25 protein-coding genes and 1 riboswitch are annotated in these 23,380 nt (G+C 66.8%); of the genes, 14 read left to right on the top strand and 11 right to left on the bottom strand.

Annotation, left to right across the window (positions count from 1 at the left end):
* Positions 1 to 9: 9 nt before the first annotated feature.
* The gene (locus G6N33_RS16380) at positions 10 to 966 is read right to left on the bottom strand and encodes a DUF3027 domain-containing protein (protein WP_101528087.1); all 957 of its coding nucleotides are present in this window, start codon (positions 964 to 966) and stop codon (positions 10 to 12) included.
* A 99-nt stretch (positions 967 to 1,065) separates the two neighbouring features.
* Between G6N33_RS16380 and G6N33_RS16375 the strand changes: the two genes are divergently transcribed.
* Positions 1,066 to 2,718 (top strand): MFS transporter, encoded by a 1,653-nt coding sequence (locus G6N33_RS16375; RefSeq protein WP_155945990.1) that lies wholly within the window; start codon positions 1,066 to 1,068, stop codon positions 2,716 to 2,718.
* Positions 2,719 to 2,773: 55 nt separating this feature from the next.
* Positions 2,774 to 3,262: a DUF2771 domain-containing protein gene (locus tag G6N33_RS16370; RefSeq protein WP_044508310.1), complete on the top strand. Its 489-nt coding sequence runs from the start codon at positions 2,774 to 2,776 to the stop codon at positions 3,260 to 3,262.
* Positions 3,263 to 3,346: 84 nt separating this feature from the next.
* Here the strand turns inward: G6N33_RS16370 and G6N33_RS16365 are convergent, their stop codons facing one another.
* From G6N33_RS16365 to G6N33_RS16355, 3 genes are all read right to left on the bottom strand, one after another.
* On the bottom strand, positions 3,347 to 4,351 hold the full coding sequence (locus G6N33_RS16365; RefSeq protein WP_044508311.1) for a glutathione S-transferase family protein: 1,005 nt from the start codon (positions 4,349 to 4,351) through the stop codon (positions 3,347 to 3,349).
* Positions 4,352 to 4,364: 13 nt separating this feature from the next.
* Positions 4,365 to 6,350 carry an acyl-CoA dehydrogenase family protein gene (locus tag G6N33_RS16360; RefSeq protein ID WP_044508312.1) on the bottom strand — a complete coding sequence of 662 codons (1,986 nt, stop codon included), beginning with the start codon at positions 6,348 to 6,350 and terminating at the stop codon, positions 4,365 to 4,367.
* 85 nt (positions 6,351 to 6,435) lie between these two features.
* Positions 6,436 to 6,846 (bottom strand): cold-shock protein, encoded by a 411-nt coding sequence (locus tag G6N33_RS16355; protein WP_044508313.1) that lies wholly within the window; start codon positions 6,844 to 6,846, stop codon positions 6,436 to 6,438.
* Positions 6,847 to 7,009: 163 nt separating this feature from the next.
* Here G6N33_RS16355 and G6N33_RS16350 point away from each other — a divergent pair, with 163 nt between their 5' ends.
* The 4 genes from G6N33_RS16350 (at position 7,010) to G6N33_RS16335 (ending at position 10,157) form a co-directional block, all read left to right on the top strand.
* A complete protein-coding gene (locus tag G6N33_RS16350; protein ID WP_044508314.1) occupies positions 7,010 to 7,414 on the top strand; it encodes a YccF domain-containing protein in 405 nt (134 codons plus the stop codon).
* Positions 7,411 to 8,502: a GTP 3',8-cyclase MoaA gene (moaA, locus tag G6N33_RS16345; protein ID WP_044508315.1), complete on the top strand. Its 1,092-nt coding sequence runs from the start codon at positions 7,411 to 7,413 to the stop codon at positions 8,500 to 8,502. Before G6N33_RS16350 ends, moaA begins: the two co-directional genes overlap by 4 nt.
* Positions 8,495 to 8,782, top strand: coding sequence for a MoaD/ThiS family protein (locus tag G6N33_RS16340; RefSeq protein ID WP_044512389.1), 288 nt, complete (start codon positions 8,495 to 8,497; stop codon positions 8,780 to 8,782). The genes moaA and G6N33_RS16340 overlap by 8 nt, the downstream gene beginning before the upstream one ends.
* A gap of 208 nt (positions 8,783 to 8,990) precedes the next feature.
* Positions 8,991 to 9,206: riboswitch (cyclic di-AMP (ydaO/yuaA leader) on the top strand.
* Between the two features lie 9 nt (positions 9,207 to 9,215).
* Positions 9,216 to 10,157, top strand: a complete 942-nt coding sequence (locus G6N33_RS16335; protein ID WP_163771557.1) for a transglycosylase family protein — start codon at positions 9,216 to 9,218, stop codon at positions 10,155 to 10,157.
* A 26-nt stretch (positions 10,158 to 10,183) separates the two neighbouring features.
* Here the strand turns inward: G6N33_RS16335 and G6N33_RS16330 are convergent, their stop codons facing one another.
* The 4 genes from G6N33_RS16330 to G6N33_RS16315 all read right to left on the bottom strand — a co-directional run bounded on the left by G6N33_RS16330 (position 10,184) and on the right by G6N33_RS16315 (position 11,827).
* Entirely contained in the window at positions 10,184 to 10,609 is a 426-nt protein-coding gene (locus tag G6N33_RS16330) for a molybdenum cofactor biosynthesis protein MoaE (RefSeq protein ID WP_044508318.1), read from the bottom strand.
* Positions 10,606 to 11,088: a MogA/MoaB family molybdenum cofactor biosynthesis protein gene (locus tag G6N33_RS16325; protein ID WP_044508319.1), complete on the bottom strand. Its 483-nt coding sequence runs from the start codon at positions 11,086 to 11,088 to the stop codon at positions 10,606 to 10,608. The genes G6N33_RS16330 and G6N33_RS16325 overlap by 4 nt, the downstream gene beginning before the upstream one ends.
* Positions 11,085 to 11,513 carry a cyclic pyranopterin monophosphate synthase MoaC gene (gene moaC / locus G6N33_RS16320; RefSeq protein ID WP_044508320.1) on the bottom strand — a complete coding sequence of 143 codons (429 nt, stop codon included), beginning with the start codon at positions 11,511 to 11,513 and terminating at the stop codon, positions 11,085 to 11,087. Before moaC ends, G6N33_RS16325 begins: the two co-directional genes overlap by 4 nt.
* Before the next feature lie 113 nt (positions 11,514 to 11,626).
* The gene (locus G6N33_RS16315) at positions 11,627 to 11,827 is read right to left on the bottom strand and encodes a hypothetical protein (RefSeq protein WP_163771555.1); all 201 of its coding nucleotides are present in this window, start codon (positions 11,825 to 11,827) and stop codon (positions 11,627 to 11,629) included.
* A 123-nt stretch (positions 11,828 to 11,950) separates the two neighbouring features.
* Here G6N33_RS16315 and G6N33_RS16310 point away from each other — a divergent pair, with 123 nt between their 5' ends.
* Together G6N33_RS16310 and G6N33_RS16305 are read left to right on the top strand one after the other, a co-directional pair.
* Positions 11,951 to 14,203 carry a helicase-associated domain-containing protein gene (locus tag G6N33_RS16310; protein WP_101528626.1) on the top strand — a complete coding sequence of 751 codons (2,253 nt, stop codon included), beginning with the start codon at positions 11,951 to 11,953 and terminating at the stop codon, positions 14,201 to 14,203.
* 9 nt (positions 14,204 to 14,212) lie between these two features.
* A complete protein-coding gene (locus G6N33_RS16305; protein ID WP_044508322.1) occupies positions 14,213 to 15,862 on the top strand; it encodes a DNA repair helicase XPB in 1,650 nt (549 codons plus the stop codon).
* Between the two features lie 76 nt (positions 15,863 to 15,938).
* Here G6N33_RS16305 and G6N33_RS16300 read toward each other — a convergent pair whose 3' ends face one another.
* Both G6N33_RS16300 and G6N33_RS16295 read right to left on the bottom strand, forming a co-directional pair.
* Entirely contained in the window at positions 15,939 to 17,084 is a 1,146-nt protein-coding gene (locus G6N33_RS16300; RefSeq protein ID WP_044508323.1) for a thiolase family protein, read from the bottom strand.
* 14 nt (positions 17,085 to 17,098) lie between these two features.
* On the bottom strand, positions 17,099 to 17,524 hold the full coding sequence (locus G6N33_RS16295; protein ID WP_044508324.1) for a Zn-ribbon domain-containing OB-fold protein: 426 nt from the start codon (positions 17,522 to 17,524) through the stop codon (positions 17,099 to 17,101).
* 243 nt (positions 17,525 to 17,767) lie between these two features.
* Here G6N33_RS16295 and G6N33_RS16290 point away from each other — a divergent pair, with 243 nt between their 5' ends.
* From G6N33_RS16290 to G6N33_RS16275, 4 genes are read left to right on the top strand one after another with little or no spacing between them, the layout of a single operon-like run.
* On the top strand, positions 17,768 to 18,574 hold the full coding sequence (locus tag G6N33_RS16290) for an ABC transporter permease (protein ID WP_081662078.1): 807 nt from the start codon (positions 17,768 to 17,770) through the stop codon (positions 18,572 to 18,574).
* Complete coding sequence (locus tag G6N33_RS16285; protein WP_044508325.1) at positions 18,571 to 19,308, top strand: ABC transporter ATP-binding protein; 738 nt, start codon at positions 18,571 to 18,573, stop codon at positions 19,306 to 19,308. Before G6N33_RS16290 ends, G6N33_RS16285 begins: the two co-directional genes overlap by 4 nt.
* A 5-nt stretch (positions 19,309 to 19,313) precedes the next feature.
* Complete coding sequence (locus G6N33_RS16280) at positions 19,314 to 20,318, top strand: ABC transporter substrate-binding protein (RefSeq protein WP_081662079.1); 1,005 nt, start codon at positions 19,314 to 19,316, stop codon at positions 20,316 to 20,318.
* A gap of 21 nt (positions 20,319 to 20,339) precedes the next feature.
* Positions 20,340 to 20,633 (top strand): putative quinol monooxygenase, encoded by a 294-nt coding sequence (locus G6N33_RS16275; protein WP_044508326.1) that lies wholly within the window; start codon positions 20,340 to 20,342, stop codon positions 20,631 to 20,633.
* Between the two features lie 6 nt (positions 20,634 to 20,639).
* Here the strand turns inward: G6N33_RS16275 and G6N33_RS16270 are convergent, their stop codons facing one another.
* Positions 20,640 to 21,623: an LLM class F420-dependent oxidoreductase gene (locus G6N33_RS16270; RefSeq protein WP_044508327.1), complete on the bottom strand. Its 984-nt coding sequence runs from the start codon at positions 21,621 to 21,623 to the stop codon at positions 20,640 to 20,642.
* Positions 21,624 to 21,723: 100 nt separating this feature from the next.
* Here G6N33_RS16270 and G6N33_RS16265 point away from each other — a divergent pair, with 100 nt between their 5' ends.
* Together G6N33_RS16265 and G6N33_RS16260 are read left to right on the top strand one after the other, a co-directional pair.
* Positions 21,724 to 21,966 (top strand): hypothetical protein, encoded by a 243-nt coding sequence (locus tag G6N33_RS16265; RefSeq protein WP_155945908.1) that lies wholly within the window; start codon positions 21,724 to 21,726, stop codon positions 21,964 to 21,966.
* 404 nt (positions 21,967 to 22,370) lie between these two features.
* Positions 22,371 to 23,378: an AraC family transcriptional regulator gene (locus G6N33_RS16260; protein ID WP_044508329.1), complete on the top strand. Its 1,008-nt coding sequence runs from the start codon at positions 22,371 to 22,373 to the stop codon at positions 23,376 to 23,378.
* Positions 23,379 to 23,380 lie beyond the last annotated feature (2 nt).

Here is a 23,380-nt window from a genome sequence, read left to right as displayed (position 1 = left end):
GCAAAACGGCTAGTCGGTTGACTCCGTGATGGATTCGGAGGTGTCCCCGGGCTCCGACCCGGACGCCTCCGGCGGCACAAGCGTGGCCTCGGGTGATTCCTCGGACCGGTCTGCGGCCTCGGACGCCTCTACCGCCGGCTCGCGCACCTCGCCCGGCTCCGACGGTTCGGCGGGCGGCTCCATGATGTCGAGGACACCGTCGTCGTACGGCTCGTACATCGGCGATCCGCTTCCGGCCGGAGCCGGCGTGTCGGAGTGTGCGCCGCACCCGTAGTGCTTGTCGACCACGTGCCCGTCGGCCGACAGCTCGTTGCCGCACACCCCGAACATCGCACCCAACGATCCCGCCAGCGGCAGGAAGAAGCCGCAGTCGCGGCATACGCGTTTGGTCGACCTCGCCATCGCCGAGTCCGGACCGTAGTCGCCGGTATGCCATCGCTCGGCGGCCTCCGCCCGGCCCCACAGACCCATCACCCACCGCCGGCCCAGTCCGACTTCGGCCGCGGTCTCATCGACCTGGGGGTCACCGCTGGAGGTGTAGCCCGGCACCAGCCGCTCGTCGTTAGCGGCCGGCGGCAGCAGGTCGCCCGGACTCAAATCGCCGTGCCGCACTCGCTGCTCCCACGGCACCCACTCCGGCGCCAGCAACGCCGTCGGCCCGGGGACCAGCACTACCTCGCTGATCGTGGCCTGCTCGGCGCCGGGATAGGCGGCAACGACGGCGGCCCACTGCCACCCGTTGTAACCGGGCAGGTGCGCCAGGAACCGGTGCGTCGCGGTGTTCGGGTCCTCGTAGCTGACGCCCAGGTAATCTCCCACCGCGTCCGGGCCGCTGAACTCCACGACGGCCGCCCTGGCCAGGTCGACCGCACCCCGCAGCACCGCCGCCAACTCTTCGGGCCAGTCGGTCACGGTTGCCACGGCGGATTCCTCGGCGGGCCCGGTCGTGCTTTCGTCTCCATGCATTGCGTCTCCAATACTAGGTTGGCGAGCCACGCCCGGTTGACCCTCGCCATGAGACAGAATTGATTCGTGTCTGGACAGCGGCGTGATGATGCGGGTCGGTTGGGCCCCTACCAGGGCCGCCGCACCCGCACCGGGGTGTCGAATGAGCATCCAGGCATGGCCAATTACCCCGCCGACGACGCAGCCCGACGCACCCGCCGCCCGCCACCTCCGCCCAGCGCCAATCGCTATCTGCCGCCGCTGGGCCGGCATAAGGAACCGGACCGCAGCACCCCACCGCCGCGTCGTCCCCCGTCCGGGGAACGAATCACCGTCACCCGCGCCGCAGCGCTGCGCAGCCGCGAGATGGGTTCGCGGATGTACTGGATGGTGCAGCGGGCCGCCACTGCCGACGGCGCCGACAAGTCCGGTCTTACGGCGCTGACCTGGCCCGTGGTCGCGAACTCCGCGGTCGACTCGGCGATGGCGGTGGCGCTGGCCAATACCCTCTTCTTCGCCGCGGCCAGCGGGGAAAGCAAATCCAGGGTCGCACTGTACTTGTTGATCACCATCGCGCCGTTCGCGGTGATCGCCCCGTTGATCGGCCCGGCGCTGGATCGGCTGCAGCACGGCCGCCGCGTCGCGCTGGCTATGTCGTTTGGGCTGCGTACCGCGCTGGCGGTGCTGCTGATCATGAACTACGACGGCGGGAGCGGCAGCTTCCCCTCCTGGGTGCTCTATCCGTGTGCGCTGGCCATGATGGTGTTCTCCAAGTCCTTCAGCGTGCTGCGCAGTGCGGTGACACCGCGGGTCATGCCGCCGACGATCGACCTGGTCCGGGTCAACGCCCGGCTGACCATGTTCGGTCTGCTCGGCGGCACCATCGTCGGCGGTGCAATCGCGGGCGGCGTCGAGTTCCTCGGCACGCACCTGCTCAAACTGCCCGGGGCATTGTTCGTCGTCGTCGCGGTCACGGTCGCCGGCGCCATGCTGTCGATGCGAATTCCGCGGTGGGTGGAGGTGACCGCGGGTGAGGTTCCCGCCACCCTGAGTTACCACCAGGACAGCGAGCCGCAACGGCATCGCTGGCATCGGGAAGTCAAAAAGGTCGGCGGGGCGTTACGACAACCGCTGGGCCGCAACATCATCACGTCGCTGTGGGGCAACTGCACCATCAAGGTGATGGTCGGTTTTTTGTTTCTGTATCCCGCGTTCGTCGCCAAGGCGCACGACGCCAATGGGTGGATCCAGCTCGCGATGCTGGGGATCATCGGGGCGGCGGCCGGGATCGGTAACTTCGTCGGCAACTTCATCAGCGCCCGGCTGAAACTGGGCCGTCCCGCAGTGCTCGTCGTCCGCTGCACGGTGGCGGTATGCGCGGTGGCGCTGACCGCCTCGGTGGCCGGCACCCTGATGGCGGCCACGATCGCCACCCTGGTCACCTCGGGGGCCAGCGCGATTGCGAAGGCATCGCTGGACGCTTCGCTGCAGGACGACCTGCCGGAGGAATCCCGGGCGTCGGGCTTTGGCCGCTCCGAATCGACGCTGCAGTTGGCCTGGGTGCTGGGCGGTGCGCTGGGTGTTCTGGTGTACACCGAGCTGTGGGTAGGCTTCACGGCCGTCAGCGCGATATTGATTCTGGGGTTGGCGCAGACGGTGGTCAGCTTCCGCGGCAACTCGTTGATCCCGGGCCTTGGAGGTAACCGGCCGGTGATGGTCGAACAGGAAGGCATGCGCCGGGACACCGGCATGACCGCGGCGGCGCCGCAGTGAGATCCATACTGAGACCCACAGTGAGACCCGCAGTGAGACCCGCAGTGAGACCAGAGTGAGACGCGGCGTGGCCGCGGCGCTCGCGGTGGTGGTGCTGTTGCTGGCTGCCGGCGCCGGCCTCGGCACCTGGTGGCTGCTGCGCAAGCCCGGCCCGCAGGCACCCGAGATCAGCGCATATTCGCACGGGCAGCTGGTCCGCGTCGGACCCTACCTGTACTGCAATGTGCTCAACCTCAACGACTGTCAGCAACCGCAGGCGCAGGGCGAGCTGCACGTCAGCGATCGCTACCCGGTGCAGCTCTCGGTGCCGGCGGCGATTTCGCGAGCGCCGTGGCGACTGTTGCAGGTGTATGAGGATCCGGCCAACACCGCCACCACCATGTTCCGCCCCAACACCCGGTTCGCGGTCACCATTCCGTCGGTCGACGCCCAGCGCGGGCGGCTGACTGGGATCGTGGTGCAGTTGCTGACATTGGTGGTCGACCCGTCGGGCGAACTGCGCGATGTTCCGCACGCCGAATGGTCGCTGCGGACGGTCTTTTGACTTCCCCGTATGGCCGTTGAGACGCCATCACGCCGCATCGGTTGCGGCCCTACTGGCTGTTGGTTGTCCGACGGGTTGGCCGACCTAAGCGCCGTGGCCGGCCGGGACCCGTTCACCCTCGGGCGGCGGGCCGGGCGGGCTTCCGTCACCGAAAGGCCTGCCTCCCAACGCTTCCCGGCCATGCGCCGAAAGCCAGCCGGTCAGGTCCGGGCCCTTGGGCACAATCCCGGTCGGATTGATGTCGGCATGGACGACGTAGTAGTGCTGTTTGATCTGGACGAAGTCGGTGGTATCACCGAAACCCGGCGTCTGGAACAGATCTCGCGCGTAAGCCCACAACACCGGCATCTCGGACAGCTTGCTGCGGTTGCACTTGAAGTGGCCGTGGTAAACCGGGTCGAAACGGGCCAAAGTGGTGAACAGTCGCACATCGGCTTCGGTGATGGTGTCGCCTACTAGGTATCGCTGGTTTGACAGGCGATCGCTCACCCAGTCCAGGGCGGTGAATAGCCGGTCATAGGCCGCCTCGTAAGCCTCCTGCGAACCGGCGAATCCGCATCGATAGACGCCGTTGTTGATTTCGGTGTAGACCCGCCTGTTCACCTCGTCGATCTCGGCACGCAAGTGTTCCGGGTAGAGCTGGGGCGCACCTTCGCGGTGGTAGGCCACCCATTCGGTGGACAGATCCAGCGTCATCTGTGCGAAGTCGTTGGTGACCACCGCGCCGGTGGGCACGTCGACGATTGCCGGCACGGTGATCCCTTTGGAATAGCCTGGGACCCGTTTGAAGTAGGCATCTTGCAGCCGTGGGATCTTCAGAACGGGGTCGACACCGCCGGGGTCGAGATCGAAGGTCCAGCTGCGTTCGTCGTGCGTGGGGCCGCAAAACCCAATGGAAAGAACATCTTCCAGGCCTAGCAGGCGCCGCACGATGATAGCGCGGTTGGCCCACGGGCAGGCGCGGGCGACCACCAGCCGATACCTGCCCGGCTCCACCGGATAGCCGTCGCGGCCGTCGGCGGTGATGCGGGTGGTGATGTAGTTGGTGTCACGGGTGAATTCGCCGGCGCCGGCAACGTAGGTGGCCATAGGCCCAATTGTGCTACTGGGCCATCGCGCTCGTCGATGCCGATGCCGATGTCGATGTCGATGTCGATGTCGATGCCGTCAGGAACCGTCGAGCCAGGTTGGCCTCGGCCGACGCGCCCGCGTCCCAGTGCGCGATCCACGGCCCGGTCCCCTCCGACTGGTCGACGATCCCGTCCTCCAGCCAGCTGTACCTGCCCTGCAGCACCTCTCGGGTCAGTTTCACATCACCGTCATCGGTGTTGGTCCACAACGCATCGAACAGCGCTTGGATCCGCAAAGTTGCCTGCCGACAAAACATTTCGGCCAGCGCGTAAGCCTGCTCGCCCTGCGTCGGATCGGCCACACGCTGGCCCTCGGCGCGCACGCATACCGCAGACATCGCGAACAGCTCGGCGCCGATGTCGACGACGCGTCCCAGGAATCCTTGTTTTTGCTCGAGCTTGGCCTGCCAGCGCGCCATCCCGTAAAAGGTATTGCGGGCCAGTTTGCGGGTACAACGCTCGATGAAGCGCAGATGCGCCGCCAGGGGGCCGAACTCGCTGTAGGCCCGGGGCCGCTGCCCTTCACCAAAGGCCAGCTGGGGCAACCACTTTGCGTAGAACCCGCTCGCGCCGACAGCAGCCGCCGCCTTTTCGCGCCACCCAGTATCGGGTTTCGCCAGGTCGCCGGCCGCGTCGAGGTGCGCATCGACGGCCTCCCGAGCGATCAGCAGTCTCATGATCTCGCTGGACCCCTCGAAGATGCGGTTGATCCGCAGGTCGCGCAGCACCTGTTCGGCAGGTACGGCCCGTTCGCCGCGCGCGGCGAGCGATTCCGCCGTCTCATAGCCACGTCCGCCGCGGATCTGCACGAGTTCGTCGGCGATGACGCAGGCCATTTCGCTGGACCATAGTTTGGCCAGCGCCGCCTCGATACGGATGTCGTTGCGGCCCTCGTCGGCCATCTGCCCCGACAGTTCGAGGACGGCCTCCAGCGCGTAGTTGGTGGCGGCGATGAACGAGATCTTGCGGGCCACGGCTTCGTGTTCAGCCAACGGCTTGCCCCATTGCACCCGCTCGCCGGACCATTCGCGCACGATCTTCAACGCCCACTTCGACGACCCTGTCGCGTTCGCCGGTATCGATAAGCGCCCGGCATTCAGCGTTGTCAGCGCGATCTTCAACCCGTCGCCTTCGCGTCCGATCAGGTTCTCGCTGGGTACCCGCACGCTGTGCAGCCGGGTGACGCCGTTCTCGATGCCGCGCAATCCCATAAAGGAGTTGCGCCGTTCCACCGTGATACCGGGCGAATCCGCCTCGACCACAAATGCGCTGATTCCGCCGCGGTGCCCCTCGCTCTTGGGTACCCGCGCCATCACCACCAGCAGTTCGGCGACGACGCCGTTGGTGGTCCACAGCTTCACGCCCTCGAGTTGATAGGCGAGCCCGTCCTCGACCGGCGTCGCCGTCGAGGCCAACCGCGCGGGGTCGGAACCGACGTCGGGTTCGGTGAGCAGAAACGCCGAGATCGCACCGGCGGCACACCGCGGCAAGAACCGCCGCTTCTGCTCGTCGCTGCCGGCCAGCTTCAGCGGCTCGGGCACCCCGATCGATTGATGGGCCGACAGCAACGCGCCAAGACTGGGGTGCACGGACGAAATCATCATCAGGGCCCGGTTGTAGGCCACCTGCGACATGTTCAGCCCGCCGTACTCGGAGGGGATCTTCATCCCGAAGCAGCCCAATTCAGCCAGTCCCTTGACGTACTCATCGGGAATCCGCGCGTGACGCTCGATGACACTGCCCTCGACCGTTTTCAGGAAGTCCCGCAGCTTGGCCAGGAACTCGCGAGTACGTGCCTCGTTCTCGTCGGACGGTTTGGGGAACGGATGGATGCGCTCTAGCGGAAAATGACCGAGAAATAGCTCCTTGGCGAAGGACGGTTTGTCCCAACCACTTTCCCGGGACTCTTCGGCCAGTGCTCTTGCTTGCTCTTCGGTGACCTGCGCTTGCTGTGCCATCGCAGCCTCCTCGCTACATGACTGTCGCGAGACAGTGAGTACCCAAACTGGCGCGTGGTACTCGGCGATCCGCTCAGGCGTGGCGTCAGGCGTCGAGCTCGCGGGCTACCGCCTTGACCACCTCGGAGACTCGGCGCGCCACCTTGCGGTCGGGATACCGGCCCTTGCGCAGCTCGGGCTGCACGGTGCTCTCCAACAAGGTGATCATGTCCTCGACCATGCCGTGCAGCTCGTCGGGGCTGTGCTTGTGCTCGACCGGGGTCTGCTCGCGGCGAGCCCGGGCGAGGCTGGGCGGCGGATCGATCAGCTTGAGGCTCAACGCTTGCGGGCCGCGTCGCCCGGAGGCCACGCCGAACTCCACCCGCTGCCCAGTCTTGAGCCCCTCGACCCCCTCGGGCAACGCCGACGAGCGGACGTACACGTCCTCCCCGTCTTCCTGTGACAGGAAGCCGAATCCCTTTTCGGCGTCGTACCACTTAACCTTGCCGGTCGGCACTGGTCTCACCTGCTTGTCTGACGAAATAGCTAGGAATGGACACACAAGAAGCGCCCCGCAAGTGCAGGACGCGATGCGGATTCAGATCCTACTCGGGTGGTTGCCCGGCCAGCATCCCCGTTTCCTCCTAACTCGCTACGCTGGCAGTACCGCGGGAGGTGAAATGCGCCTGGTTCTCAACGTCATCTGGCTCGTATTCGGTGGTCTTTGGATGGCCCTCGGATATCTGGCTGCGGCGCTCATCAGCTTCTTGCTCATCATCACGATTCCGTTCGGATTCGCGTCGCTACGGATCGCCTCCTATGCGTTGTGGCCGTTCGGCCGGACCATCGTCGACAAGCCGACCGCCGGAACCGGCGCCCTGATCGGGAACATCATCTGGGTGCTGCTCTTCGGTATTTGGCTGGCGATCGGCCATTTGCTCAGCGCGGCGGCCATGGCGGTCACGATCATTGGCATTCCGCTGGCGCTGGCCAACCTCAAACTCATTCCGGTGTCGCTGATGCCGCTGGGTAAGGAGATCGTTCCGGTCGGCGCGCCGACCCAATTTTCCGGAGTGCCCGCATGACACCGACCGCACTCGGGCTGCCGAGGATGCCCAGCGTCGCGACGGCCCGGCCCCCTGGCACGGTCGCCGACGAGATGCCGACCGAGGGCCCGCTGCGCGACACCTACGGCCGGGCCGCAACCGATCTGCGGGTATCGCTGACCGATCGTTGCAATCTTCGGTGCAATTACTGCATGCCGGCCGAGGGCCTGAACTGGCTGCCCGGTGACCAGCTGCTGCGCTCAGACGAGTTGTCCAGGCTGATGCGCATTGCCGTCACCCGGCTGGGCATCACCAGCGTGCGCTTCACCGGCGGTGAGCCGCTCCTGTCGCGCCACCTCGAAGAGGTGGTCGCGGCGGCGGCCGAACTGCGGCCCCGGCCGCAGATTTCGCTGACCACCAACGGCGTCGGCCTCGCCCGGCGGGCGGCCGGCCTCGCCGCGGCAGGGCTGAACCGCGTGAATGTCTCACTGGACAGCGTGAACCGGGATCGCTTCAAGGCGATCACCCGTCGCGACCGGCTCGCCGACGTGGTAGCCGGCCTGGTGGCCGCCAAGGAGGCCGGTCTGACGCCGGTCAAGGTGAATGCCGTGCTGGATCCCGCCTCCGGCCGTGCAGACGTCGTCGAGCTGTTGGGGTTCTGTCTCGAGCACGGCTACCAGTTGCGGGTGATCGAGCAGATGCCGCTGGACGCCGGGCATCGATGGCGGCGCGAGTCGGCGCTGACCGCCGACGAGGTGCTGGCCGCGTTGCGGCCGCACTTCCGGCTGCGTCCAGACCCGGCGCCACGTGGTTCGGCGCCTGCCGAGTTGTGGCTGGTCGATACGGGGCCGGGCACGCCGAGCGGAAAGTTCGGGGTGATCGCCTCGGTGTCGCACGCCTTCTGCTCGGCCTGTGACCGCACGCGGCTAACGGCCGACGGGCAGATCCGAAGTTGCCTGTTCGCCACCGACGAGACCGACCTGCGCGGGCTGCTGCGCGCCGGCGCCGGCGACGATGCGATCGAGACAGCGTGGCGCGCCGCGATGTGGGGCAAGCCCGCCGGACACGGAATCAACGACCCGAACTTCGTCCAGCCGGACCGCCCGATGAGTGCGATCGGTGGCTGAGTCTCGCGTCAACACCGAAGACACCGCGGGCATCGCGGTGACGGTTCGCTACTTCGCCGCCGCGCGCGCCGCCGCGGGCGTCGAAACGGAAACCGTCGTTCTTCGCCCGGGCACCACGGTGGCCGAGTTGGTTCAAAGACTCGCCGCTTCGGGTACCCGACTTGCAACCGTGTTGAGCCGATGCTCCTATCTCTGCGACGGCATCGCGGTACGGGACGCAACCAAACCGTTGCGGGCAGGTAACACGATCGACGTGTTACCCCCGTTCGCGGGCGGTTGATTCTGTGAGATAGCTCACGTCACGGAATGATAACGGCGCGGACACGGCCCGATATCGAGCCGTGGTGACCAGCGCAAATCCTTGATGTTCCTGCATCTTTCGCGGACGGCCGCGCCGGAAACGCCGAGTCGCGCAGAAAGTGACGCGGTCGACAGAACCGGTTACCGTCTCCGGAGGCTCGCCAAGCTGAACCGATGGCGGTCCTCTCTCACCCATAGCGCCGAGCTCCATCCAGTGGGTGAGGGCCCCCGGAATGTGGATGGAGGCGGGGGACCCACCGGTCCGCCGGATCCGGAGTCGCATGCGACTCCTTGGGGTGAAGCTGGCGTCGACTCTTCGGAGATGACTGAAGACGACGTCGGCCGGGTGGCCTCTCCAACCCGAACCCGACAGCTGACCTCGCAGGCGCGTGCAGAGAGGAATTTCGGCGCGTATGAGCGGACGTCACCGCAAACCCACGACATCCAACCTTCAGGTCGCCAAGATCGCCTTTACCGGGGCGGTTCTTGGTGGCGGCAGCATCGCCCTGGCGGGTCAAGCGGCTGCGGCCACGGACAGCGAGTGGGATCAGGTAGCCCGGTGCGAATCGGGTGGCAACTGGGGCATCAACACCGGCAACGGTTACTACGGTGGCGTTCAGTTCAATGCCAGCACGTGGGCTTCACACGGTGGTCGCGAGTACGCCCCGTCGGCCCAACTGGCCACCCGGGAACAGCAGATCGCGGTCGCCGAGCGCGTGCTGGCGACGCAGGGTCGTGGCGCTTGGCCGGTATGCGGTGGGCCGCTGTCGGCGCCTACCCCGCGGGAAGTCCTTCCCACCCCGGCGGGCTTGGACGTCCCAGGCCTCAATGGCGACCCCGGACCGCTAGCCCCGCCGCCGCCCGCCGACGCGCCCCCGCCCGCGGACGCTCCTGCGCCACCGCCGCCCGCCGACGCGCCCCCGCCCGCCCCGGTGCAGCTGGCGTCCTTCGACCAGCCGGCTCCGCCGCCCGCGGATCTACCGCCGGCCCCGCCCGCCGACGCCCCGCCACCCGCCGACGCGGTGCCGCCCCCACCGGCAGATCTTCCACCCCCGCCGGCCGAACTTCCCCCGCCGGCCGAACTTCCGCCGCCCGCAGACATTCCGCCGCCCGCGGATGCCCTGCCGCCCGCTCCGCCGGCCGACGCCCCGCCCCCGGCTGACGCGCCGCCGCCCGCGGATGCGCCCCCGCCCGCCCCGGACGCGCCGGCCCCCGTCGACACCGACACTCCTCCGGCACCCCAGCAGGCCCTGAAGGTCGGCTACACACAGCGGGTGTGGGACGCGATCCGCGCCGAAAACGTCGACGGCAACGCCGCACTTGACTCACTGGCGCTGTCGGCGCCGGTCAACTAACCGCCGCGCTGCGGGTCGGATTGGCGTCAGGCCGACCCCACCCATTCCTCTGTTCCGTCGTCGAAAAACTGGTGTTTCCAGACCGGTAGGCGCGCCTTGATCGTGTCGACCAGCGCGGCGCAGGTTGCGAACGCTTCCTGCCGGTGATCGGCGGCCACCGCCGCCACCAACGCGGCCTCCCCGATGTGCAGCGTGCCGATCCGGTGGCTGGCCGCGACCGCACGCACGCCGGCTGACTTCTCGGCGACCTCGGCCACTACCTCCGCCATGACCTGGGCAGCCGAGGGGTGGGCAGAATATTCGAGCCGCACGACCCGGCGTCCCTCGTCGTGGTCGCGAATCATGCCCACGAACCCGACGATGGCACCGGCCGACCGATGGCCCACCAGTTCTTCATGCTCATCCAGGGAGATGGACTGCTCGGTCATCGCCGCGCGCAACACGACCGTCATTGTTTGTGGTCTTTACCAGCGATCTGGTCAAGGGCATGGTCGAGAACGTCAGCAAGCACACCCAGCCCGTCCCGTACACCACCGGGCGAACCCGGCAGGTTGATGATGAGAGTGCGACCGGCCACCCCGCACACCCCGCGTGAGAGCACCGACGTCGGGACTTTGGGCAAGCCGGAGTGCCGAATGGCGTCGGCCAGGCCGGGAATCAGATAGTCCACCACCGCAACGGTCTGATCCGGGGTGGCATCGGTCGGGGAGATACCGGTACCGCCGGAGGTCAGGATGACGTCGACATCGTCGTCGAGCGCGGCGCGCAGCGCCTCACCGACCGGCTTCCCGTCCGCGACCACTTCCGGCTCTGGGACCGAAAACCCCTGCTGTGAAAGCCATTCCGCGAGGATTGGGCCGCATTTGTCCGAGTACACCCCGCTGGAGGCTCGGGTCGAGGCGATGATCACCCGGGCGGTCCGCGGGCTCATGCCCGCACCCAATTTCCGGACTTGCCACCCTCTTTGCGAAGCACCCGGACGTCATCGATACAGGCCGCCCGATCAACCGCCTTGATCATGTCGTAGAGCGTAAGCGCGGCCACGCTCACCGCCGTCAGCGCCTCCATCTCGACACCCGTACGGTCGGTGCTGTGGACCGTCGCGACGATGTCGATGTCTGACTCGCCCACGCTGAATTCGATGTCGACCCCGGTGAGAGCGAGCTGGTGGCACAGCGGGATCAGATCGCTGGTGCGCTTGGCGGCCAGGATTCCGGCCACCCGCGCCGTCGCGAGGGCGTCGCCCTTGGGTAGCCCCCCGCTGGAGATCAGGTCCACCACATGCGCGGAGGTGCGCAACACACCCGCGGCGACCGCGGTGCGCTTGGTGGTCGGCTTTTCGGTCACATCGACCATGTGTGCGGCGCCTCGCTCGTCGAGGTGCGAGAGCGCGTCTGGGCGTGGTTGCGCCGACTGCTCGGCCTGCGCGGGTCTGGACGTCCCGGATGACCCGGCCATGCCGCGCCTACCTACCGATTGATGACTGTGACCGGGTGGACGTATGGCAGATGATCGGGGTCGACAGGGAAGACCAGGTCGCCAAACGGCGAGAGCGCGCCCGTGCGATCGGTCACCAGCTCACTTACCGCGTGGTCGTCGGGGTCCGTCGTCGGCCAGCCGTTGTCGACGTACCTGCTCTTGCCCACCTTGTCTTCAGCACTGTTAGCCACGTCGTACATTCTGACAGGTCGCGTGCGGGCGCGTGACGCTAGTCGGGATCGTTCTCGCCGGTAACCCCAGCGTGCGTGCTCGCCGCCAACCGGGATCCGCGAGCTGCTTTACGCTGGTCAGCGATGACCGACAACACCCCGGATATCCCGCTGGGGTCCTGGCTGGCCGACTTGCCCGACGAGCGGCTGATCCGACTGCTGGAACTCCGGCCAGACCTTGCCCAGCCGCCCCCTGGCAGCATTGCGGCCCTGGCCGCGCGTGCCGGGGCCCGGCAGTCGGTCAAGGCCGCCACCGACGAGTTGGATTTCCTGCGGTTGGCGGTGCTCGACGCGTTGCTGGTGCTACATGCGGACACCGCCGCGGTGCCGACCGCCAAACTGTTGGCGCTTCTCGACGGCCGCGCACCCGAGGACGGGGTCCTCGAGGCGCTCGAGGATCTCAGGCAGCGCGCCCTGGTATGGGGTGACAGCGCGATCCGGTTGTCCGCCGAGACCGGCACCGCGTTGCCCTGGCATCCCGGACAGGTGACGCTCGAGGACAATTCCCGCACCGTCGAGCAGATCGCGGAGCTGATCGACGGGCTGACCGAGGCGCAGCGCGACGTCCTGGACAAGCTGCTCGAAGGCTCTCCGATGGGCCGTACCCGCGACGCCGCTCCCGGCGCACCGGCCGATCGACCGGTGCCGCAATTGTTGGCGATGGGCCTGCTGCGGCGCGTCGACGCCGAGACGGTGATCCTGCCCCGCCATGTCGGGCAGGTGCTGCGCGGCGAGCAGCCCGGTCCGATGCAGCTGACGGCGCCCGACCCCGTGGTGTCGACGACCACGGCCGAGGATGTTGACGCCGCGGCGGCCGGAGCCGTTCTCGACCTGCTGCGCGAGGTCGACGTGTTACTGGACAGCCTTGGCACTACGCCGGTTCCCGAGCTGCGCAGCGGCGGCCTTGGCGTACGCGAGGTCAAGCGGCTGGCCAAGACCACCGGCATCGACGAGCCGCGGTTGGGGTTGGTGCTTGAGGTCGCCGCCGCCGCCGGACTGATCGCCAGCGGCCGGCCCGATCCGGAGCCCGAAAGCGGTGACGGCCTCTACTGGGCGCCGACGGTGGCCGCCGACCGCTTCGCCGCGATGTCCGCCGCCGAGCGCTGGCACCTGCTGGCCGGCGCATGGCTTGAGCTACCGGGGCGTCCCGCGCTGATCGGCGATCGTGGCCCCGACGGCAAACCGTATGCGGCCCTGTCTGATTCGCTCTATTCGACGGCCGCTCCGCTGGACCGGCGGTTGCTGCTGGGCTTGCTCGCCAGCCTGCCGGCCGGCGCCGGGGTCGATGCGGGCACCGCCTCTGCGGCGCTGATCTGGTGCCGCCCCCGGTGGACCCGGCGCCTGCAACCCGGCCCCGTCGCCGACCTGCTGGCGGAGAGCCACGCGCTGGGGCTGGTCGGCCGCGGCGCGATCAGCACTCCCGGGCGGGCGCTGCTCGAGGAGTCCGTTGACTTCTCCGCCACGGTTGTCGCGATGGCGCGGGCGCTGCCCGAACCGATCGACCACTTCCTGATGCAGGCTGACCTGACCGTCGTGGTGCCGGGGCCGTTGCAACGCGATCTCGCCGACGAACTGGCGACGGTGGCCACCGTCGAATCGGCCGGGGCGGCGATGGTCTACCGGATAAGCGAGCAGTCCATCCGGCATGCTCTCGACGTCGGCAAGACCCGGGACTGGATGCACGCGTTCTTTGCGAGTCACTCTAAAACGCCTGTACCGCAAGGTCTTACCTACCTGATCGACGACGTGGCCCGCCGCCACGGTCAGCTCCGGATCGGGATGGCCGCGTCGTTTGTGCGTTGCGAGGACCCGGCCCTGCTGGCTCAGGCCGTGGCCGCGGGTGAGGATCTGCAGCTGCGGGCCCTGGCACCGACGGTCGCCGTCTCGCCCGCGGCGATCGGCGAAGTGCTCAACGCGCTGCGGGCCGCGGGCTTTGCCCCCGCAGCCGAAGACTCCACCGGTGCCATCGTCGACGTCCGGCCGTTGCGAGCCCGGGTGCCGACCCCGCAGCAACGCCGGCTCTATCGGGCGTCGCCGCGGCCCAATGGCGAGACACTGACCGCCGTCGTCTCGGTGCTGCGCAAGGTGACCACCGCTCCGTTCGGCAACAGCCGCGTCGAGCCGGCCGCCGCGATGGCGCTGCTGCAAGACGCGGCCAAAAACCAAGACACGCTGGTGATCGGGTATCTCGACGCGGCCGGCGTGGCCACCCAGCGGATGGTGTCGCCGATCGCGGTACGCGGTGGCCAGCTGGTGGCCTTCGATTCGGCGTCGGGGCGGCTGCGCGATTTCGCGATTCACCGCATCACATCGGTCGTGTCGGACGTCGACGGATAATGGATTGTTATGACTGACGGACCGTTGATTGTGCAGTCCGACAAGACGGTGCTGCTGGAAGTGGACCACGAGCAGGCCGACGCGGCGCGCGCCGCGATCGCGCCGTTCGCCGAGCTCGAGCGCGCACCCGAGCACGTGCACACCTACCGCATCACCCCGCTGGCGCTATGGAACGCCCGCGCGGCGGGCCACGACGCTGAACAGGTGGTCGACGCGCTGGTCAGTTTTTCCCGATACGCGGTGCCGCAGCCGTTGCTGGTCGACATCGTCGACACCATGGCCCGCTACGGGCGACTGCAACTGGTCAAGCACCCGGCCCACGGCCTGACCCTGGTAAGCGTGGATCGCGCGGTGCTCGAGGAAGTGTTGCGCAACAAGAAGATTGCGCCGATGCTGGGCGCACGCATCGACGACGATACCGTTGTCGTGCACGGCAGCGAACGCGGCCGGCTCAAGCAGATGCTGTTGAAGATCGGTTGGCCGGCAGAGGATTTGGCCGGCTACGTGGACGGCGAGGCCCATCCGATCAGCCTCGACCAGGACGACTGGGAGCTACGCGATTACCAGCGGCTGGCCGCGGATTCGTTTTGGGCGGGCGGATCCGGCGTGGTGGTGCTGCCCTGTGGCGCCGGCAAGACGTTGGTCGGCGCCGCCGCGATGGCGAAAGCCAGTGCGACGACGCTGATCCTGGTGACCAACATCGTGTCGGCGCGGCAATGGAAACGGGAGCTCATCGCGCGGACCTCGCTGACCGAGGAAGAGATCGGTGAATACTCCGGCGAGCGCAAGGAAATCCGGCCGGTCACCATCTCGACCTACCAGATGATCACCCGGCGCAGTAAGGGCGAATACCGCCACCTGGAACTCTTCGACAGCCGGGACTGGGGGTTGATCGTCTATGACGAGGTGCATTTGTTGCCAGCACCCGTCTTTCGGATGACCGCGGACCTGCAATCCAAGCGTCGCCTCGGCCTGACCGCCACGCTGATACGCGAGGACGGCCGTGAGGGTGACGTGTTCTCGCTGATCGGGCCGAAACGCTACGACGCCCCCTGGAAGGACATCGAGGCGCAGGGCTGGATCGCCCCGGCGGAATGCGTCGAAGTTCGGGTCACCATGACCGACAACGAGCGCATGATGTACGCCACCGCCGAACCCGAAGAGCGCTACAAGCTCTGCTCGACGGTGCACACGAAAATCGCTGTGGTCAAGTCAATTCTGGAGAAGCACCCCGGCGAGCAGACCCTGGTGATCGGCGCCTACCTCGATCAGCTCGACGAGCTCGGCGCCGTACTCAATGCCCCGGTGATCCAGGGCTCGACCAAGACCAAGGAACGCGAGGCGTTGTTCGAGAGCTTCCGCAGCGGCGAGATATCCACGTTGGTGGTGTCCAAGGTCGCCAACTTTTCGATCGACTTGCCCGAAGCGTCGGTGGCGGTGCAGGTTTCGGGAACGTTCGGCTCACGCCAAGAGGAGGCCCAACGGCTGGGCCGGCTGCTACGACCCAAGGCCGACGGCGGCGGGGCCATCTTCTACTCCGTCGTGGCCCGCGACAGCCTAGACGCCGACTACGCCGCGCACCGGCAGCGCTTCCTGGCCGAGCAGGGCTACGGTTACATCATCCGCGATGCCGACGACCTGCTGGGTCCGGCGATTTGATGACGAGACGGGGCAGGCTCGCGACACCGGATTACGCGGGGTCGCCCAGCGCGCACTGACCCCGCGGCGGGGTTGCTCAGAGCGAAAGGATCGTGGCCGACGCGGTACCTGGAGCGCCGTACACCTGCGCAAGGCCGACCCGCGGGCTGCCCGGAACCTGACGCTCCCCCGCCTCGCCGCGCAGCTGACGGACCAGCTCGTGCACTTGCCGCAGACCCGACGCTCCGATCGGCTCGCCGTTGGCGATCAGGCCTCCGTCGGTGTTCACCGGAATCGAGCCGTGGATCTCGGTGGCACCGTCGGCCAGCAACTTCTCCTGCTCACCGTCGGCGCACAGACCGGTCTCGGCCATGTGGATGACCTCGGCACCCGCGTCGGTGTCCTGTAGCTGTGCGATGTCGACGTCCTCGGGGCCGATGCCCGCGGCTTCGTAGGCGGCCTCGGCGGCATACACGGTCGGCGCGGAGTCCTCGTCCAGCGGCGCCGACGTGGCGTGCACTTCGTAGGCGCCGAATCGGCGGGTGCGGATCTCGCTGGCCCGGACGTAGACCGGCTTGTCGGTGAACTTATGCGCGATGTCGGCACGGCACATGACGACGGCCGCGGCGCCCTCGTCGGGCGCGCAGAACATGTACTGCGTCAACGGATAGTTCAGCACGGCCGAGTTCAGGATCTCCTCGACGGAGATCTCCTTGCGCCGGAAGGCATTCGGATTCAGTGCGCCGTTTCGGAAGTTCTTGTTGGCCACCCGCGCCAGCGTCTCCTGCGAGATGTTGTGGTCGTGCAGGTACTTGTTGGCCTTCATGCCGAAAAACTTGGTGGTGACGAACTGCCCATTTTGGGCGTACCACTGCGGCAGCGCCAGCTTGGCGGGATCGTCAGTGAAGGCGCCGCGCGGATGCTTGTCCAAGCCGATCGCGATGCCAATGTCGTACTTGCCCAGCCGGATGGTGTCGGCGGTCTGTTGAATGGCGCTGGCCGCGGTGGCGCAGGCGTTGAACACATTGGTGAAGGTAATGCCGGTCAGCCCGACCAGGCGCGTCACGGCGTCGGGGTTTGATACCTCGTAGCTGCCGCCGAAGCCGAACTGGATGTCCTTCCATGCCACGCCGGCGTCGGTGAGCGCGAGCTGGATGGCTTCGGCGCCCATTTGCATCGCGGTCTTCTCAAACCTGCCGAAGGGGTGCAGGCCGACACCGATGATGGCTACATCGTTGGTCATTGGCGACTCTCTTTCTAGACCGGCCGAAACGCAAAGGTGATGATGTCGTTGCCGTCCGCGTCGGTGGTGAACGGCACCATGGTCAGCTCGACCTGCTGTCCAAACTTCAGCTTGGCCGGGTCGTTCTCGGTCAGCCGGCCCTCGACGCGGATCACCGCCTCGTCGCCCAAACCGAGCTGCACCAGGCCGACACCGAAGGGCACGAAGTCCTTCCCGGTCGGTCCCGCGTACGGGGCCCCCGGCGGGAAACCCTGCGTCGTCCAGGCCACCAGGGTCCCGGTGCGCGGCAGCAGCACCTCACTCATCCCACCGCCGCTGCAGCGCGGGCACCGGTCCTGCACCGGGAAGGCGGTGGCGCCGCAGGCACCGCACCGGCTGCCGATCAGCTGCGGGCTCTCCTCGGGCCAGGTTGAGATCTCCGGGGCGAGTGCCTTCTGCATCGAACGATCCTCCGACGATTGAACAGAACTTGACCAGAACGCTGAACAGAACTTTGCTCACTGAACCGTATAACAGCCTTCCGAAAAGTGGAAACGGCATTCTCCGTGCCCTGCCGCGAACACCGCCGCCGTCATTGACGTCGCATTCCCGTCACCCGGAGCCAAACCCTTACCCCGCGCCACGTCGCGGCCTAGCGTCGGGCCCGGGCCAATACCCACCTTCCCCCCGAGGTTTTACAAACAATGGTGAGCATCCCCACCGAGACGGTCGCCGCGCCGCCGGCGGTCGGTCCACCGCGCAGGCAGCGCCGGTGGACGGTGCTGCGGATCTTGTCGCCCGTACTGCTGTTGGTGTTGTGGCAATTCTTCAGCGCCACCGGGCTCATCCCCCAGGACGTCCTGCCGGCCCCGCAACTGATCTTCGACGCCGGCCTGCAGCTCGTCCGCAACGGCAAGCTCGCCGAGGCGCTCGAGGTATCCGGGCTGCGTGTCGTCGAAGGCCTGTTGCTCGGCGGTGTGATCGGGGTGGCGCTGGGGGTGGCGGTGGGGCTGTCGCGCTGGTTCGAGGCGACGCTGGATCCGCCCCTTCAGATGGTGCGGGCGCTGCCCCATCTTGGTTTGATCCCGCTGTTTATCCTGTGGTTCGGCATCGGCGAGCTGCCCAAGGTGCTACTGGTCGCGTTGGGAGTCAGTTTCCCGCTGTACCTGAACACGGTCTCGGCGATCAAGCAGGTCGATCCGAAACTGCTGGAAACCGCTGACGTTCTTGGCTTTTCGCTGAGCCAACGACTGCGCACCATCATCTTGCCGAGCGCGGCACCGCAGGTGCTGGTCGGGCTGCGACAGTCGCTGGCCATTGCGTGGCTGACGCTCATCGTCGCCGAACAGATCAACGCGGACAAAGGCATCGGGTTTCTGATCAACAACGCCCGCGACTTCCTGCGCATCGACATCATCATCTTCTGCTTGGTCGTCTACGCGTTGCTCGGCATTGGCACCGACGCCGTCGTCCGGGTGCTCGAACAGCGAGCATTGAGGTATCGCACATGACAGTGACATCCGAACGACAGACCACGGTCGTCGGGAAACTCAACCACATCGACAAGTGGTATGGCACCCGCAAGGTGCTCGACGGCATATCCCTCGAGATCCGCGCCCACGAGATCGTCGCACTGGTGGGCCGCAGCGGTTGCGGCAAATCGACGGTACTGCGGGTGCTGGCCGGGCTTTCGCCCGACCACACCGGCGAGCGGGAGGTCGCCGGTGCACCGGCGGTCGCCTTTCAGGAGCCTCGACTGTTCCCGTGGCGCGACGTGCTCACCAATGTGCAGTACGGGCTCTACCGCGCACGGCTCTCCCCGGACGCCGTACGCGCCCGGTCCGAGCGGGCGCTGGGCGAGATCGGGCTGACCGACCACGCCAAGGCGTGGCCGCCGACGCTGTCGGGCGGTCAGGCACAACGAGTTTCGTTGGCGAGGGCATTGGTCGCCGAGCCCCAGCTGCTGTTGCTGGACGAGCCGTTCGGTGCGCTCGATGCGCTCACCCGGCTTTCCATGCGCGCGCTGCTGCTCGACTTGTGGCGCGCCCACGGATTCGGCGTGCTGCTCGTCACGCACGACGTTGACGAGGCCATCGAGCTGGCTGACCGGGTGTTGGTCCTCGAGGACGGCCGGATTGCTCACTCCCTGGAGATCGAGGCCCCGCGGCCGACCGCGTCGCAGCGCACCGCCCAGCACGATCGTTACCGCGCAGAGCTCCTCGACAAGCTCGGCGTTCGGCATTGACAGCCTTGCACCGCTTGGCCTTTCGCGTCGGTCTCGTGCTGGTGCTTGCGGCCGGCGCACCGGCGTGCGTGTCACGGTCGTCGGGGCCGCAACTGATCGGGGTGCCCGCGGCGGTGCCGCTGTCCGAGCTTTCCGACGTCACCCTGCGAGTCGGTGACCAGAAGGGTGGGACCGAGGCGCTGCTGCGCGCGGCCAATGCCCTGGACAATTTGCCGTACCAGATCTCGTTTTCGACGTTCACCTCAGGCCCGCCGCAAATCGAGGCGTTGACCGCCGGCAAAATCGATTTTGCGATCACCGGGAACACACCGCCGGTTTTCGGCGCGGCGGCCAACTCGAAGACGCGGGTGGTGGCGGCATGGGATGGCGCAGCGCCGGGCGAGCAAATCCTGGTGCGGGCAAGTTCGCCGATCACCACGATCCGCGATCTGGCCAGCAAGACGATCCTGGTTGCTAAGGGCAGCGCCGCGCACGCCAATGTGCTTGAGCACCTCGCCGATAACGGCCTCAAACCCAAGGACGTCAACCTGGTGTTCCTGCAGCCCGCCGACGCGCTGTCGGCCTTCGCCAACGGACAGGGCGACGCCTGGGTCATTTGGGAGCCTTACACCGCGCAGGCCGAGCTCACCTTGAAGGTGCGCAACCTCGGGAACGCCGAAAACGGCTACTGGTTCGGCAGTGCTTCGACACGGGCACTGACCGACCCGAAACGCAACTCCGCGTTGGCCGATCTTTTGATCCGCTATGAACGCGCGGCCCGGTGGGCGCGCGAAAACCCGTCACAGTGGGCGGCCAAGTACGGCAAAGCCGTCGGTCTCAAACCCGAAATCGCCGCGCTCGCGCAGAGTCGGCAGGTGCGGCGGCCGATTCCCCTTGACGATAAGGTGGTCAGCGCCGAACAACGGTTGGCCGACCTGTTCGCGGCCGCCGATCAAATTCCCGAGGCGCCCGACATTGCCAAGTGGGTTGACCGTAGGTTCAACAGCGTGCTCGCGGCCAGCGGCGCGTAGGGACGATACGAGGAGACGGCAGTGACGGTCACCGTGATACTTGAGCTCAACTTCAAGCCCGACGAGGTCGCCGCAGGGCGCGAACTGATGGGGCGGGCGCTGCAAGACACCCGAGCTTTCAACGGAAACGTCCGGACCGACGTGCTCATCGACGAGGACGACGAAGCGCACTGGCTGATCTACGAAATCTGGGAAACCGTCGAGGACGACGAGGCCTACCGCAGCTTTCGCGCCGGCGAAGGCAAGCTGACCCAGCTACCTCCCCTGCTGGCCAGCCCACCGGTCAAGAAGCGGTACCTCACCAGCGACGTCTGAGCACCGCTAGCTCAGGGCGGGAATCACTTCACGTTCGAACAACTCGATGCCCGAGCGGTCATAGGCCGCCTCGGGGAAGTATACGATCGCGTACTCACAGCCGAGATCACGGATTTTGGTCAACCGCTCGATTACCTGCTCCGTAGTGCCCGACGCAGCGTCCGGCATGCTTGACGTCATCGAATCCGCCAGCGACTCAGGGACATACCCGGCCAACCGGTCGCGTACGCGGCGCTGCCGGTCTTTGACCTCGGCGTCGGAGGTGCCCACGATCGCGGTGAAGTTGGACGAGCGGACGATGGCGTCGAAGTCGGTCCCTGCCTCGCGGCAATGCGCGGCGAGCACCTCGGATTTGTGGGTGAACGCTTCGGGTTCGGCGGTGAAGTTGGTGTACTGGGCATATTGTGCCGCAATGCGCAGCGTCACCTTCTCCCCGCCACCGGCGATCCACAACGGAATTCCGTTGTCCTGCAAAGGCTTGGGCTCGACGATCGCTCCGTCGACCTGGTAGTGCTTGCCGTCGAAGCTGACGTTGCCGTTGCGCCAGGCGTCCCGCATGATCTGCACGCCCTCGTCCAGCCGGCCCAGCCGCACCCCGGCCGACGGGAATCCGTACCCATATGCCCGCCATTCGTGTTCGTACCAACCGCCGCCGATGCCCATCTGGATGCGACCGCCGGAGATGATGTCGACGGTGGCCGCCACCTTGGCCAGATACACCGGGTTGCGATAGCTCATCGCCGTGCACATCTGTCCGAGCTTGATTCGCGACGTGGTCGCGGCGTAGGCCGACATCAACGACCACGCCTCGTGTGTCGCCTCGGCGCTGGGCATCGGCACGGTGTGGAAGTGGTCGTAGACCCACAGCGAGTCCCACGCGCTGCCGTCGGCGTAGACGGCCAGGTCCCGCATCACCGCCCAATGTTTCGCGGGGTCGATGCCTACCAGATCCATCCGCCAGCCCTGCGGAATGAAAAGTCCAAAGCGCATAGTGAGCGACTCTAGCTCTCGGCGGTGCGAGCCGGAACCTCATAGCTGATGGATATGGAGGACCCAGCTGGCACACGACAGCCGAGCGATAAATGAATGCATGGCAAACAGATTGATTCCCGTGGCATTGGCGGCGGCCGCGGCCGTTGCGGCGCTTGCCGTGTGTAGCGGCGCGCCGCCGGGCGGACCCACGACGGTGGCCGCGTCCGGACCGCCCGGCGCGCGCATCATCACCGTCGACAACGGCGACGAAAACTTCGTGAACGACAATGGCCAGACGTCCGGCGACATCTTCCAGCAGAACGCCCAGGACCAGAGCACCGCGAGCGGAGCAGGTACGTAACGCAGCCTCAGACGCCAAATGTGGCCAGCGCGGCTCGACCGAGGTCGCGCGCAACCCCTCATACGGGGTGACCGGAAATTGCAGGCAGCAGTCCTGCAGACCAGGAACGCCAGCACCGCGCGGGTGGCCTGCGCGAGCGTCGGTCGTGGCCCGAATGTCAACTTGCCCGACCGATCGCGCCATGCCAGCACATTGTCAATGAGCCGGAGATCGGCCAGCATCGTCAATGCGGCGAGTACCAGCACGATGTACTCCCCCGCAAGCGGTGGCGCCGGATCGCCGCCGCGCTGTAGGCGAACAGCCGAGCGCCACCTGGCTTCCTTGCTCGCGGGCCGCTAGCACCTAGGGCCGTAACCTGGAGCAAGGGTGTTTTGGGACTGACCGACGGGGGCTTGGCGACATCGATGCATGAACTGGTACGGGCTTCGGCGCTGACGAACTTTGGTGCGCTGGTCGAGGAGCTGGGCGGATCGCCGGCCGCTCTTTTGCGCGCCGTTCAGCTAGCCGGCGCCCGGCCGGATGATCCTGATTCGTTCATTCCCCTGCCTAGCTTGTCCGAACTATTGGAGCTCACCGCTCGCAAACTCGACCGTCCCGACTTTGGGCTGCTGCTTGCCAGCAGGCAGCGGGTCGAGATTCTCGGTCCGCTCGCGCTGATTGCCCGTCACTCCGCCAGCGCATTGGCCGCGGTACACGACCTTGCCTATTTCATGCCCTCCTACGCGCCGGCGCTGAAGTTCGACCTCACCGATATCGGCGACGGGCTCAGTCGATATCACCTCTGGATCCAAATTCCGATGGCGCGGTCAGCACAGCTACTCGAGCTTGGGATGGGCATCTCCTATTCGAATTTCAAGCTTGTGGCCGGCTCCGACTTCCGCCCGGTTGATGTTGCTTTTCCCCATGCGGCACAAGCAGACCGGGCGGTCTATCGAGCGTATTTCGGGTGTCCCGTGCGGTTGGAGGCGGACTTCTGCGGTTTCGACCTGCGAACCGACGAGCTACGGCGGCCGCGTCCCAACACCGATCGCGAACTGCGGCGGATAATCGCCCGCTACTTGGAAGACACGACGTCGAACACCGAGGACGGGCTGGTACCTCAGGTTCGTTTGCTGATCTCGAGGATGCTCCCGGTGGGTCAAGCGAGCTGGCAGAACGTCTCGACGCACCTCGGATACAGCGGGCGGACGCTGCAACGCCGACTTGCCGCCGAGGGCACCTCGTTTGAGGCCCTACTCGACGAGGTACGACGCGAGCGCGCCCAGCATTATCTTTCCAACACCACCCTGTCGTTCGGCGAAATCGCTGCAATGCTGGGTTATTCACAACAAAGTTGTTTCGCCCGCTCCGCGAAGCGCTGGTTCGGCACGTCACCACGTGAGTTCCGTCGCTCCGGTGCCGCGACTGCGTAAGG

It is taken from the genome of Mycobacterium simiae (assembly GCF_010727605.1).
Lineage (GTDB): Bacteria > Actinomycetota > Actinomycetes > Mycobacteriales > Mycobacteriaceae > Mycobacterium > Mycobacterium simiae.
This window is presented reverse-complemented; position numbering and strand designations above follow the sequence as displayed.

Coding starts and splice junctions, on each gene's coding strand:
- G6N33_RS16380 (WP_101528087.1), bottom strand. CDS start 966: ATGCATGGAGACGAAAGCACGACCGGGCCCGCCGAGGAATCCGCCGTG.
- G6N33_RS16365 (WP_044508311.1), bottom strand. CDS start 4,351: ATGGCCACCTACGTTGCCGGCGCCGGCGAATTCACCCGTGACACCAAC.
- G6N33_RS16360 (WP_044508312.1), bottom strand. CDS start 6,350: ATGGCACAGCAAGCGCAGGTCACCGAAGAGCAAGCAAGAGCACTGGCC.
- G6N33_RS16350 (WP_044508314.1), top strand. CDS start 7,010: ATGCGCCTGGTTCTCAACGTCATCTGGCTCGTATTCGGTGGTCTTTGG.
- moaA (WP_044508315.1), top strand. CDS start 7,411: ATGACACCGACCGCACTCGGGCTGCCGAGGATGCCCAGCGTCGCGACG.
- G6N33_RS16335 (WP_163771557.1), top strand. CDS start 9,216: ATGAGCGGACGTCACCGCAAACCCACGACATCCAACCTTCAGGTCGCC.
- G6N33_RS16330 (WP_044508318.1), bottom strand. CDS start 10,609: ATGACGGTCGTGTTGCGCGCGGCGATGACCGAGCAGTCCATCTCCCTG.
- G6N33_RS16325 (WP_044508319.1), bottom strand. CDS start 11,088: ATGAGCCCGCGGACCGCCCGGGTGATCATCGCCTCGACCCGAGCCTCC.
- moaC (WP_044508320.1), bottom strand. CDS start 11,513: ATGGTCGATGTGACCGAAAAGCCGACCACCAAGCGCACCGCGGTCGCC.
- G6N33_RS16310 (WP_101528626.1), top strand. CDS start 11,951: ATGACCGACAACACCCCGGATATCCCGCTGGGGTCCTGGCTGGCCGAC.
- G6N33_RS16305 (WP_044508322.1), top strand. CDS start 14,213: ATGACTGACGGACCGTTGATTGTGCAGTCCGACAAGACGGTGCTGCTG.
- G6N33_RS16300 (WP_044508323.1), bottom strand. CDS start 17,084: ATGACCAACGATGTAGCCATCATCGGTGTCGGCCTGCACCCCTTCGGC.
- G6N33_RS16295 (WP_044508324.1), bottom strand. CDS start 17,524: ATGCAGAAGGCACTCGCCCCGGAGATCTCAACCTGGCCCGAGGAGAGC.
- G6N33_RS16290 (WP_081662078.1), top strand. CDS start 17,768: ATGGTGAGCATCCCCACCGAGACGGTCGCCGCGCCGCCGGCGGTCGGT.
- G6N33_RS16285 (WP_044508325.1), top strand. CDS start 18,571: ATGACAGTGACATCCGAACGACAGACCACGGTCGTCGGGAAACTCAAC.
- G6N33_RS16270 (WP_044508327.1), bottom strand. CDS start 21,623: ATGCGCTTTGGACTTTTCATTCCGCAGGGCTGGCGGATGGATCTGGTA.
- G6N33_RS16265 (WP_155945908.1), top strand. CDS start 21,724: ATGGCAAACAGATTGATTCCCGTGGCATTGGCGGCGGCCGCGGCCGTT.
- G6N33_RS16260 (WP_044508329.1), top strand. CDS start 22,371: ATGCATGAACTGGTACGGGCTTCGGCGCTGACGAACTTTGGTGCGCTG.